The following is a 12,020-nucleotide window of genomic DNA, read 5'->3' as shown; positions in this document are numbered from 1 at the left end:
AAAGTTATAGTGAATAAAGTTATAGAGAATAAAGTAATAGTGAAAGAAGGAGGACAGAGCGTGGAAAAGATATTGATCGTGGAGGACGAGGAAGAGATTGCCTGCGGTCTGTCCTCTGTTTTGAAAAACCAGGGATACGCAGCGGTTATCTGGGATGGAAGAGGGGGCGTAAGGGAGATCATCGAAGCGTCAGCTCCGGATCTGATCCTGCTGGATATTAATCTGCCGGGACAGGATGGATTCACCCTTTGCAGGGAGATCCGGAATCTCTGTTCCCTGCCTGTTATTTTTCTCACAGGCCGCAGCACTTCCATGGATGAGCTGGAAGCCCTGCAAAGCGGCGGGGATGATTTTATCACCAAACCATACAAAGCGCCTATTCTGCTGGCACGTATACAGACTGTGCTGCGCAGGGTAAAAGGGGCGGGAAGGCCCGCAGTGCTTGAATACCGGGGCATCACACTTGATTTGGGTGCTGCCCGTGTGTCTTACAGAGGAGAGAGCCTGGAGCTTGGCAGAAATGAGCAGAAGATTCTCTGCAGGCTTTTTGAACATGCAGGAAATATTGTGAGCAGGGAAGAATTGGTGGACTATCTCTGGGAAAACCAGATTTATATTGATGATAACACGCTCAGTGTAAATGTGCGCAGGCTCAGGGAAAAGCTGGCCGCCATAGGCCTGCCCGGTCTGATACAGACAAAGAGGGGAATGGGGTACAAGATATGAAGTTCAGAGAGTTTTTAGGGGACAGGACGGGGATCGTGCTTTTGCAGATGGGGTCAGCCTGGGCCTGTTTCGTGTATTTGACAGCGCTGGGAGTACAGCCCAGGGAAGTGGCGCTGCTTTTGATCACCTGGTTCGGGATTTTTGCTGCCTGGACCGGGTTTTCTTTTTACAGAGAAAAAAAGTATTTTGATCAGCTCATGGACACGGTGTGGAATATGGAAAAACCCTGGTTGGTCACAGAGATTTTAAGCCCCCCGGATTCGTGGGAGGGGAAGAAATACTGGGAAGCCATGCAGATCTCCATGAAAGCCATGGAGGAGCAGGTGTTTGAGGCCGGACAGAAACGAAGAGAGTACCAGGAATATGTGGAGAACTGGGTGCATCAGGTGAAGCTGCCGCTGACAGCCGCCCAGCTTGTATGTGAGAATGACAAAAAGAAAGACAGCCGCCGCATCTTAAAAAGCCTGGAAAACATAGACAGGGAGATTGAGCAGGCCCTTTATATGAGCCGGATGGAAAATACGGAGCAGGATTATATCATACAGAAGACCCGGATAAATGTATGTGTGGCGCAGGCTGTGGCGGCTGACCAGGAGTCTTTCCGCCAAAGAGGTGTCCGTATAGAGACAAAGGGATTGGAGACAGAAGCCTATACGGACAGCAAGTGGCTTATCTTCATGCTGCGCCAGGTACTGTCAAACAGTCTGAAATACATGGAGGATTCCCCCTGTATTATGATCTCAGCTTGGCGGGAAGAAAATACGGTCTCGTTGTCCGTGGAGGATAATGGCTGCGGAATCCGCGAGAGTGAGATGGGAAGGATCTTCAGCAAAGGGTTCACAGGAAGCAACGGGAGAAAAAACAGGGAATCCACAGGGATGGGCCTGTATATCTGCAGGAAACTCTGTGAAAGACTGGGTATGTCCATCCGGGCAGAATCTGTCTGGGGAGAATATACAAGGGTTGTGTTTGAAATTCCCGTATCGGAACAGGTATCTGTTTTTCCTCATCTTACGAAAGTGTAAGATAACATACGGCAAAATCACAGGTATTCTGCCTTTCTATTTTCTATAATAAAGAGGAACAGAGGATAGAAGGAAAACAGGGGGAATGTAAAATGGCAGAAGTATTGAGAGTGGAGCAGATAGAAAAATATTATGGTACCAGGGAAAATCTGAAGAAAGCGCTGGACGGCCTGAGCTTTCAGGTGGAGGAAGGGGAATTTACCAGTATTATGGGGGCTTCAGGTTCCGGTAAAACAACACTGCTGAACTGTATCTCCACAGTGGACTGTGTGAGTGCCGGGCACATTTATCTGAACACCGGCAGGCAGGCTTCCTCCGGCGAGATAGATATCACCGGGGTGGAGCAGGGGGCACAGGCAAAATTCCGAAGAGAGAATCTGGGATTTGTGGTTCAGGATTTCAATCTCCTGGACCGTCTTACCATTGAGGAAAATATTGCCCTTCCCCTGGTCCTTCTGGGTATGCCGGCAGGAAAGGTGCATGCGAAAAGTGTGGAGATGATGGAACGGCTGGGGATAGGGGATGTTGCCTCCAGGTTTCCTTATCAGGTATCAGGAGGGCAGAAACAGAGGTGCGCCTGCGGCAGGGCGCTGATCAAAAAACCCAGGATCCTGCTGGCTGATGAGCCTACGGGCGCGCTGGATTCGCGAAGCTCCCGGCAGCTTATGGGACTTTTGGAAGAACTGAACCGGGAGCTGCAGGTGACGATACTCATGGTGACCCATGACTCGTACTGCGCAGGATTTGGAAGACGTGTACTTTTTCTAAAGGACGGAAAGATTTTTAATGAGATCGTCCGGGGGGAGAAGCATCAGCGGGAGTTTTACGAGGAGATTTTACAGGTACAGTCCTTTCTGGGAGGTGATGTATCATGTTGAGAAAACTCTCAGGAAGGAATGCACTGCGGCAGATGCGGGATTATGTGGTGTATTTGGTGACGCTGATCCTGTCCGTGACTCTCATGTATTCCTTTCATCTGCTGGTATTTTCCGCGGAGATAAAGGAAGTCATGAAATCATGGTCCATGATGCCGTTTATTGTTGTATTTATCAGCCTTATCATTGTACTGATCCTGGGCAGGCTTGTGAGCTATATCACAGAATTCATCTTCAGGAGAAGGAGCCGGGAGTTTGGTACTTACATGATGCTGGGGATTGAAAACAGAGAGATCGCTGCCATGTTTGCCAGGGAGAGCAGAATGCTGGGCGCTGCGGCATGGATCGCAGGACTTGTGGGAGGAACTTATTTTTATCAGATACTCAAGGCGATGGTGATGCGCCTGTTTCTCCGGCCTTTTCATATCCGTGTGGGATTTTCCTGGGAGGCATTTTGTCTGACCGGTGTGTATCTGTTTTTGATCTTCGGCCTCTCGGGAAGGAAATTAAAAAAGAAGATCATACGGCTCAGTATCCGGGAGCTGCTTTCCATGGAGACAGAGAACGAGAAGGCTTTGGTGCAGAAGAAAAAGGGGAAAAGAGTTCTTTTTGCCATGTCAGTATTTGCTTTGCTTCTGGGATGTTTCACTTTTGCGGTACTGCTTATCGGAGAGGTGTCGGATAATGCCGGGGGAGCGCTGAGCTTGTTTGGTCTTGCCATGATCGTGTTGTCCATATTCGGTCTTTTTATGAGTGTCCCCGCAGTATTGGAACAAAAACTCAGGAAGGTGAAGTGGAAGTACAAAGGCAGAAATCTGGTTCTGGGACGGCTATTTTCCGGGAAAATATGTAATCTCAGCCTGACATTTGCCAGTGTCAGTATTTTGTTCCTGCTGGTGTTTCTGGCGGTGGGTCTGGGGTTGTTTTTTAATAAGCGGGTGGACAGCCGGGTGGATGAGACTGCTTTTGATTTTGCTGTGGGTACGCTGTATGGACAGGAAAGCCTGGAGCGTTTTGAGGAGTATATAGAGAGGGAACTGCCACAGGCCAGGACAGCCCGTTATAAGGTCTATACTTCCGGGAAAACGGATTTCAGACAGCATTTTTCCGTGGAGGATATAGGGAAATTTATGAGTATCTCCCATATGGATGCCATGGATAATGATTGTTATATGGCCATGTCTGTCTATGAGGAATTAAGAGAGCTGCTGGGAATGGAGAAGGCAGATCTGGAGGAGGATAAATACTACATGCACTGCAGCGAATTCGCCAGGGATGATCTGGTGAGGTATGCTAAGAGCCGGGATCTGACGGAAATGGGAGAGAAGAAGGAGACGCTTTCCTTTGGCGGGTCATTTACCGGTGCATTTTTCCAGCAGGAGTTTTTCGGAAACGGCAGCTATTATCTTCTGATCGTGCCGGACAGAGTGGCAGAGCATATGCAGGTGATGGAGGACTTATATGTGGGAGTGGCAAAAAAGGAGCTTTCCATGGAAACATATGAAGGAATTGCTTCTATTGAGAGAGGCGAAAAGACATATATCACGGGGAAAGCGGAAATCAGGGAGAGCGGGGCGTCCATTGTCATGTGCCTTACATTTCCACTGTTTTATCTTGCCTTTATTCTCCTGGCAGCGGCAGCTACCATTATGACGGTACAGATTCTCAGCAATCTGGACCAGGAGAGGCGGCAGTTTGGCATACTGGGGGAATGCGGGATGGACAGGGCAGAGCAGATAAAGCTCCTGCGGAGATATTTTGCCGTTTACTATACCTTCCCTGTACTTCCCGCGGCTGTGGGGAGCACTGCTGTATACCTGGCGATCACAGCCAGTGTGGATTGGGATGTGTATCAGGGAATGACGCTGGTGGGATTTGGCGAGGGTATGGGGATTCTGGGGATGACCGCAGGTGCTTTCTTCAGCATCTACCTGATATATTGTTTCAGCGCGTATCTGTCTTTTAAAAAAGCGGTTTTGTAGAAATGAGGTCCGGTAAATGCCTTGTACGTCAGGGATACCGGGCTTTTTTCTATTCGCTTAAAGAGTAATAGTACATATATTCAAAAAAAGTTACATGTACTTAAAATTGGGAATGCATTAAGATATAGCAGAGTAGATAGATTTGGAAACCATTTTTTGTGTAACAACAGGAGTGAGACATATGACAAAATTTGAACCGGACTGGCTGACAATCCCGCTGTTTGCCCATGTAAAACCGGAAAACCCTTATCATAAGGAACAAAAACCCAGGGCCCTCAGGGAGTTTCCGGCAAAGAATCTGCATGTTCTTGCACGTGCGGAGATGGAACTTCCGGGGGATAAGCGCAGGTATATCCTCCGTATATCCGCGGATGATCGTTACATGCTTTGGATAAACGGCATCTATGCGGGACAGGGGCCTGCCCCGGCGTGGCCGGAAAAATATTATTTCAATGAAATAGACATTACCGGATATCTGCACCCCGGGAGAAATGTACTTGCTGTACATCTGTATTACCAGGGACTTGTGAATCGTGTCTGGAACAGTGGGGACGGGCGCTTCGCTCTGGCTTCACAGGTAACTGCAGAAAGTGCGGAGGCCGCGGAGGATATTCCTCTCACATGGCGGTATCAGATCTCAGGAGCCTATACAGGGAACACGATTGGATATGAGACACAGTTTTTGGAGGATTTTGACAGCCGCTGCTGGGAGCAGGGCTGGAATCAGACAGATTTTGACGACTCTGTGTGGGAACCTATGGTAAAAGCCCGGTGGGCAGATTATAAGTTGATAAAACAGCCCACCGAAATGCTGGCCGTGTATGAGAGAGCGCCGAAGACAGTGGAAAAAGCGGAGGGATGCTGGTTTGTGGATATAGGCCGGGAGATCACGGGCAGCCTGCGGGTCAAAGCGTTTGGCCCGTGGGGAGCAGTGGTGGAGGTTCTCTGCGGGGAGGAAAAAAATGAGGACGGCAGTGTCCGTTATGCTATGCGGTGCGGCTGCTGTTACCGGGAAAAATGGACCTTGGACGGAAATATATGTGAGCTGGAGCCATATGATTACAAAGGATTCCGGTACGCGGAAATCCATTTCGGCAGCGGGGTAAAAATCCTGGATGTTTCTGTACTGGTGCGCCACTATCCCATGGATGATTCTCTGTGCAGATTAAGGACTACAGATGAGAAATTGGCAGGCATTTTTCACATATGCAGAAACACAGTGAAATACAGCACACAGGAGGCATATCTGGACTGCCCCACAAGGGAGAAGGGACAGTACCTGGGAGATGCAGTAGTCACATCCCGTTCCCAGGTGTGGCTTACCGGAAAGACCGATATGCTGAGAAAATGTATCGACCAGTTTGCTCTTACGAAAAGTGTTTGTCCGGGGCTTTTGGCTGTGGCTCCGGGTGCCTTTATGCAGGAGATCGCAGACTTTTCCCTGCTTTGGTCCCAGCTTTTGATGACAGATTATGAATTCACAGGTGATAAAGGATTTTTGAGGAGATATTATGATACCGCCAAAGGTATTGTCAGCTATTTTGCCGGATTTCAGAATGAGAAAGGCCTTTTAGATCAGGTGTGGGACAAATGGAATCTGGTTGACTGGCCGGAAAACCTGCGGGATGATTATGATTTTAACCTGAGCCGTCCTGTTGTGGCAAAAGGCTGTCACAACGTTGTCAATGCCTTGTATGCAGGTGCAGTAAAAACGCTGACAGAGATAGGGACGATCCTTGGGCTGCCGGTCACCTACTCGTTCAGCAGAATAAAGGCTTCTTATGTGAAGGCTTTTTACAGACCGGATAAAAAACAGTTCGCAGACAGTGTGCAGAGTACACACTGCTCCCTCCATTCCAATTTATATGCACTGTACTTTGGCCTTGTCCCGGATGAGGCCGTGGAGCATGTGGCGGATCTTTTGGAGGAGAAGGGCTTCTGCTGCGGCGTTATGCCCAGTTATTTCCTTCTGAAAGCCCTGGCGGGAGCCGGACACTATGAAGGGGTGTACAGGCTTTTGACCAATGAGGGAGAACACGGTTGGGTCAACATGCTGCGGGAAGGAGCCACCACCTGTTTTGAAGCATGGGGAAAAGATCAGAAATGGAACACCAGCTTATGTCATCCCTGGGCGACTGCGCCTGTCAGTATTGTGATAGAAGAACTGGCAGGGATCCATCCGGACCCCGGGGAGGAGAAAGGGTTTAGGTTTGAGCCTCATATACCGGATTCTGTGGGACAGTTCCATCTTACGGTGCCATATGGTGGGAAGCGTTATCAGGTAGTAAAGGAAGAGGGGGATGACAGGACCTTGCTATGCATTCTGCCGGAACCGTAAGTCTCTTTTCATTTCAATATAGTGTTGAATGGATATCTTCATAAAAAGTCCTATCAAGAACTTGCCTCGAGGCGAAGCATTCTTGACGGGGCTTTTTATTTTAAAGAATCCGTTATCCCGGTGAGATTGAGATCCCAGTCTTTCAAGCTTTTTTCGTTCCAGTATTGACAATGATGATATATAAGTGTATAGTGTGATGTATAGAGATACACACTAAAGGGGTGAGTCATGAAGATAACCATATCAAACAGTGCCAATGAACCGTTATACCAGCAGATCATGGAGCAGATCAAAGAGAATATCCTGAGCGGAGAGCTGCAGGAGGGGGAGCTGCTTCCCTCTATCCGCAGTTTTGCCAATGATCTGAAGGTCAGTGTGCTGACCATCCGGAGAGTTTACGAGGAACTGGAAAAAGAAGGATTTGTAGTGAGCCAGGTAGGGCTGGGGACTTTTGTTAAGGCCGGGAATACTGAGCTTTTCAGGGAATCGAAGCGGAGAATGATCGAGGAAAAGCTCATGGAGGCTTTGAAGCTGGCGTCCATGCTGGATATCGGGAAAGAGGAGATCATGGAAATGATTGACATTTTAAGTGAGGAGATAGGAAATGGATAATGTGCTGGAAGTAAGGGATTTAAGAAAGAAGTATGCCAGATTTGAACTTCAGGATGTAAGCTTTACTATACCGGAGGGATGCATTGCCGGATTTGTGGGGAACAATGGTGCCGGCAAGACAACTACCATCCGTGCCATCTTGAATCTGATACACAAAGACGGCGGTCAGGTAAACATTCTGGGAATGGATATGAATGAAAAGAGGGAGAGGGAACAGGAAATTAAGAACCGGATCGGTGTGGTTACCGATAACGGAGGTTTTTACGGAATGTTTACGTTAAAAGAGACAGCCGCTCTTTTCGCCTCCCTTTATAAGAACTGGGATGATTCGGTGTATAAAGACTGGATACGGAAATTTAACTTAAATGAGAAACAAAAGATACAGGAGTTGTCAAGAGGGATGAAAGTTAAATTTTCCCTGGCTCTTGCCATGTCCCATCATGCGGAGTTTTTAGTTATGGATGAACCCTCCAGCGGACTTGACCTGATCACCAGAGCACAGATCCTGGAAAGCCTTAGAGAATACATGGAGCGGGAGGGGAGAGGCGTGTTTTTTTCCACTCATATCGCTACAGATATAGAAAAGGTAGCTGATATTGTGATTCTCATTGACAAAGGCAGAATTGTATTTCAAAAGGAAAAAGATATTCTCATGGAAGAATACAGGGTCGCAAAAGGGGACATGAGAGACTTGAGCAGGGAGGCAGAGGAACTGTTTATCAGCCTCCAAAAAACAAAATATGGCTTTACCGGTGTTACCGGCAGGATGGAGGACATAAGACGCCTGGTTCCGGATGCGCTGTTTGAGAAGCCGGATATGGAAGAAATACTCATGGCATGTATGGGAAAGGAGAGTATGGAATATGGTAAAAGCGCTGTTTATGAAAGATGTCAGGCTGACTAAAAAAAATCTTCCGGTTATGATCGTATTTATCATTGGTATGCCGGTTTTCCTGAATTTGAAAGTGAACAGAGGATTAGAAGTGGGAGCTGTACCTCTTTTGATTATGGTCAACATTTTGGGAATAATTCTTTATGGAAATATCTGCATGGAGGAAGAAAAATATCCTGGTGGTGAAATTGCTCTTTTGTGTGCCCCATGTTCAAAGAAAATATTGGTGGCTGTGAGATATTTGGTAATGAGTGCATTTTTTCTGCTTTGTACGACAGGATACGAAGTGGTTGCTCTGATTATGGGTAGAAAGCTTCTGTATATATGGCAGATTTTGCAGGCAATGTCTGTTTATATTATATTAATTGGAATTTTTATCCCCATTGTATATAAGGTAGGAGTAATAAGGGTTCAATATATACTTTCAGGAACCGTGGTGTTGATGGGATTTGCTGTAAGTATGTTTACAAACTCTGAGTTTTTTACTTCTATGACGGAAATTTTAAACAGAAATCGTAATTTGGCAGTTGTGTGTTTTTGCGGGTTTTGCATTGTATTTACCGCCGTATCCTACATTATATCATTAAAAATATACGAGAAAAAAGAATGTTCATAAAAGCATTTGACCGAATCACCAGAGCCGGACAACCTTGTAATTCCCAGCCTGCGGCGCCTTTGTAATGCCGCAGGCTGTAGATGACAAGGTGCTGGCTCTGCATTTTTTTACCCTTTATGTATGACAAAGCATAGGAAACATCAATAGGTTATCTCTGAAAATATTGTCTTTTTCCTGAAGTACAAAAAGATGTGTATCCTCTTCTCTAAAAACAGCCGGTCCAAACGAAAGGTTATCCTTCGGTGTAAATCCTAAGCAGACTTTGCGGCAGTGTTCATCTGCAGTGACGGATAAAATATCTTCCGGATGAGCATCTTCACCGCAGAAAACATCATAGCATAACAAAGTATCTCCCTCTTGTTGGGCCACAACAACTGCATCGTATTTAGGTAAGAAGTATATATTGTCCTTTTGGGACATGATACAATGAAACATGACAATTTCTGTACTGCCGGGCATCGCAACAGATGCAAACGGATTTCCGCATTGGATTTTTTTGATCAGAATTGCCCTGTCAGCAGGATTCTCTATATTCAGTTTCCGAAGACTTCCCTTTCGGGCGGAGATGGGTCTGCTGTACTGATACTCGTTTACTTCTGTAAATCCAAATTTGGGATAAAAATCAACGGCCCGGTCATTAGCGTACAGATAGACTGCGTCACAATCGTCTTTCCATTCTTTCAGTATCTCATGCATTAAAAACCGGCTCAAACCTCTGTTTCTGTACGCGGGAGCGGTCATAACCGTACCGAGCTGAATATAAGTCTTCTCTTCCTTCTGAAAGATCACGTGAAAAACAGTGGCAAAGATATTTGCCACACAGTTATTGCCGTCAAACAGTGCGTATGGGGTGGTCTTTTCAGTCCAGAAGCCCTGTTCATACCATTTTTCAAAGGACAGGCCGCCAAAAGTTTCTCCGGCCAAACGATTTAAACAGTTACGCAGATCTTTATTATCCTGAAAATTTTTGTGGTAATCAAATGTGGTTCCATTTATGACACATTTCATCCTATTCCCTCTTTTATCGTAAAAGTATTTCCCTTATGTCGCGGGTCCTTATTATTTTATCATACCGTCAAAATTATTTCCACCAATGTGTTGGGCAGTTTCCCTTTCGAGAAAACATCGTGTTACTGTACACTCCGTGTCCAGTAACACGCTTCGCGATGCACAGATATGGGGCATTCTACCCCATATCGCGCTGGCTGCCTCGGGATTTTCATGCTTCCGGCATGAAAACGCCTCCCGGTACAGTGGCCTGTGTACAGTAACAAAACATCTGTCCGCCATTGTTTTTGTGAAAAATGTCCCCTTGTCAGCATATAGAAAAAGCGTTATGATGGTAAGACAGTTTTATTTATGAAAATCCGTGTTGCGTTATTTTGGAAGTTACCATATAGCCGGTATCTCTGCACATGGCAGTTAGGCCCGCAGGCGGCAAGCAGAAGTAACACAGGCGGATCATAGGAGATATATATGGAGTTATACGATTTAAACGAAATAGAGGAGCGCGTTATCCTGGTAGGAGTTCAGGAAGGCGACGGCGATGATACCGTGGAATCCGTGGAAGAGCTTGCAGAGCTTGCTAAGACGGCGGGGGCACTTGTGGTGGGCACGGTCATCCAGAAAAGAGAACGGATCCATCCCGGTACCTATGTGGGAAAAGGCAAGATGGAGGAGCTGAAAATGCTGCTCACAGCCCTGGATGCCACAGGGATCATCTGCGATGATGAGCTGTCACCGGTACAGATGAACAACCTGCAGCAGGAGCTGGACTGTAAGGTGATGGACAGGACCCTTTTGATACTTGATATTTTTGCGGACCATGCGTCCACAAGCGAAGGAAAGATCCAAGTGGAGCTGGCACAGCTCCGTTACCGGGCAGTCCGTCTTGTGGGACTGCGCAATTCCCTGTCCCGCTTGGGCGGCGGTATTGGGACCAGAGGCCCTGGTGAGAAGAAGCTGGAGATGGACAGGCGTTTGATCAAAGAGAGGATTTCCCAGTTAAAGAGGGAGCTTGAGCAGGTGAAGCGTCACAGAGAGCTTCTGAGAGAGGGCAGAAAAAGAGACCGTGTCATGACAGCAGCCATTGTGGGTTATACCAATGCAGGAAAATCCACGCTCTTGAATACACTGACAGATGCTGGCGTGCTTTCAGAGGATAAGTTGTTCGCCACTCTGGATCCGACTACCAGAATGCTGGAGTTATCCAAAGGAACCAGAATTTACCTCACAGACACCGTAGGGTTTATCCGGAAACTGCCTCATCATCTGATCGAGGCGTTTAAAAGCACCCTGGAGGAAGCGAAGTATGCCGATATTATTTTACATGTGGTAGACGCGTCCAATCCGCAGATGGAAGATCAGATGCGTGTGGTATATGACACCCTGCAGGAACTGGAAGTGACCAATAAAAAAATAGTTACACTTTTTAATAAACAGGACAAACTGGCAGAGGAACAGATACTCCATGATTTTAATGCCAACCATGTACTGCGTATTTCAGCTAAGACAGGTGATGGTCTGGACCGTCTGAGAGAGGTGCTGGAAAAAATTGTGACAGAAAACCAGATTTATCTGGAGCGTGTGATTCCTTATAAAGATGCAGGGATCCTGCAGCAGATCCGTAAGTACGGACAGCTTATGGAGGAGGAGTACACAGAGGGCGGGATCGCAGTAAAAGCAAGGGTTCCGAAGGATATTTTAGGACGCCTGTAGTCCATGTCCGGATGGATGTTTGTGGGAATTTACGCAAACGTTGAATTAATAATTTAATTAATAAACTACCATATATTGGAAATATTAAAAGAATGTTTACAATATATGGTAGTTTTTACGGTTGACGAAAAGTATAACCTTTGCTACAATAGACCTACAGCGTTTATACAGAGGCCATACTCTGTGAATGCGAGGCGGGACGGAAAGACGGTCCTGCTTCTTTACATATAAGGAGG

Annotated in this window: 10 protein-coding genes; 9 read left to right on the top strand and 1 reads right to left on the bottom strand. The window is 46.8% G+C overall.

The window, feature by feature from the left end; translation table 11 throughout:
* Window positions 1-60 precede the first annotated feature (60 nt).
* The 8 genes from CI595_RS02955 (at window position 61) to CI595_RS02920 (ending at window position 9,066) form a co-directional block, all read left to right on the top strand.
* Window positions 61-726: a response regulator transcription factor gene (locus CI595_RS02955; RefSeq protein ID WP_095172358.1), complete on the top strand. Its 666-nt coding sequence runs from the start codon at window positions 61-63 to the stop codon at window positions 724-726.
* Window positions 723-1,751, top strand: coding sequence for a sensor histidine kinase (locus CI595_RS02950; RefSeq protein WP_095171521.1), 1,029 nt, complete (start codon window positions 723-725; stop codon window positions 1,749-1,751). Before CI595_RS02955 ends, CI595_RS02950 begins: the two co-directional genes overlap by 4 nt.
* Before the next feature lie 92 nt (window positions 1,752-1,843).
* Window positions 1,844-2,629: an ABC transporter ATP-binding protein gene (locus CI595_RS02945; protein ID WP_095171519.1), complete on the top strand. Its 786-nt coding sequence runs from the start codon at window positions 1,844-1,846 to the stop codon at window positions 2,627-2,629.
* Window positions 2,623-4,608, top strand: coding sequence for an FtsX-like permease family protein (locus CI595_RS02940; RefSeq protein WP_095171516.1), 1,986 nt, complete (start codon window positions 2,623-2,625; stop codon window positions 4,606-4,608). The genes CI595_RS02945 and CI595_RS02940 overlap by 7 nt, the downstream gene beginning before the upstream one ends.
* Before the next feature lie 181 nt (window positions 4,609-4,789).
* On the top strand, window positions 4,790-6,946 hold the full coding sequence (locus tag CI595_RS02935; protein ID WP_095171513.1) for a family 78 glycoside hydrolase catalytic domain: 2,157 nt from the start codon (window positions 4,790-4,792) through the stop codon (window positions 6,944-6,946).
* A gap of 228 nt (window positions 6,947-7,174) precedes the next feature.
* Entirely contained in the window at window positions 7,175-7,558 is a 384-nt protein-coding gene (locus CI595_RS02930) for a GntR family transcriptional regulator (RefSeq protein ID WP_095171511.1), read from the top strand.
* The gene (locus CI595_RS02925; protein WP_095171510.1) at window positions 7,551-8,462 is read left to right on the top strand and encodes an ABC transporter ATP-binding protein; all 912 of its coding nucleotides are present in this window, start codon (window positions 7,551-7,553) and stop codon (window positions 8,460-8,462) included. The genes CI595_RS02930 and CI595_RS02925 overlap by 8 nt, the downstream gene beginning before the upstream one ends.
* The gene (locus tag CI595_RS02920) at window positions 8,422-9,066 is read left to right on the top strand and encodes an ABC-2 transporter permease (protein ID WP_162291789.1); all 645 of its coding nucleotides are present in this window, start codon (window positions 8,422-8,424) and stop codon (window positions 9,064-9,066) included. The genes CI595_RS02925 and CI595_RS02920 overlap by 41 nt, the downstream gene beginning before the upstream one ends.
* A gap of 114 nt (window positions 9,067-9,180) precedes the next feature.
* On the opposite strand, the gene CI595_RS02915 is transcribed toward CI595_RS02920, so the two are convergent.
* Window positions 9,181-10,074, bottom strand: a complete 894-nt coding sequence (locus CI595_RS02915) for a GNAT family N-acetyltransferase (RefSeq protein ID WP_095171504.1) — start codon at window positions 10,072-10,074, stop codon at window positions 9,181-9,183.
* Between the two features lie 468 nt (window positions 10,075-10,542).
* Here CI595_RS02915 and hflX point away from each other — a divergent pair, with 468 nt between their 5' ends.
* A complete protein-coding gene (hflX, locus tag CI595_RS02910; RefSeq protein WP_095171502.1) occupies window positions 10,543-11,784 on the top strand; it encodes a GTPase HflX in 1,242 nt (413 codons plus the stop codon).
* Window positions 11,785-12,020 lie beyond the last annotated feature (236 nt).

Origin of the sequence: Blautia hominis (assembly GCA_002270465.1) — a bacterium.
GTDB classification, from domain to species: Bacteria; Bacillota; Clostridia; order Lachnospirales; family Lachnospiraceae; genus Blautia; species Blautia hominis.
Note: the sequence above shows the minus strand (reverse complement) of the source record. Positions and strands in the feature narration are given on the sequence as shown.

What these genes read in the sequence shown, in the direction of transcription:
- hflX (WP_095171502.1), top strand. Translation starts at nt 10,543, where the DNA reads ATGGAGTTATACGATTTAAACGAAATAGAGGAGCGCGTTATCCTGGTA.
- CI595_RS02945 (WP_095171519.1), top strand. Translation starts at nt 1,844, where the DNA reads ATGGCAGAAGTATTGAGAGTGGAGCAGATAGAAAAATATTATGGTACC.
- CI595_RS02940 (WP_095171516.1), top strand. Translation starts at nt 2,623, where the DNA reads ATGTTGAGAAAACTCTCAGGAAGGAATGCACTGCGGCAGATGCGGGAT.
- CI595_RS02930 (WP_095171511.1), top strand. Translation starts at nt 7,175, where the DNA reads ATGAAGATAACCATATCAAACAGTGCCAATGAACCGTTATACCAGCAG.
- CI595_RS02920 (WP_162291789.1), top strand. Translation starts at nt 8,422, where the DNA reads ATGGTAAAAGCGCTGTTTATGAAAGATGTCAGGCTGACTAAAAAAAAT.
- CI595_RS02935 (WP_095171513.1), top strand. Translation starts at nt 4,790, where the DNA reads ATGACAAAATTTGAACCGGACTGGCTGACAATCCCGCTGTTTGCCCAT.
- CI595_RS02915 (WP_095171504.1), bottom strand. Translation starts at nt 10,074, where the DNA reads ATGAAATGTGTCATAAATGGAACCACATTTGATTACCACAAAAATTTT.
- CI595_RS02925 (WP_095171510.1), top strand. Translation starts at nt 7,551, where the DNA reads ATGGATAATGTGCTGGAAGTAAGGGATTTAAGAAAGAAGTATGCCAGA.
- CI595_RS02950 (WP_095171521.1), top strand. Translation starts at nt 723, where the DNA reads ATGAAGTTCAGAGAGTTTTTAGGGGACAGGACGGGGATCGTGCTTTTG.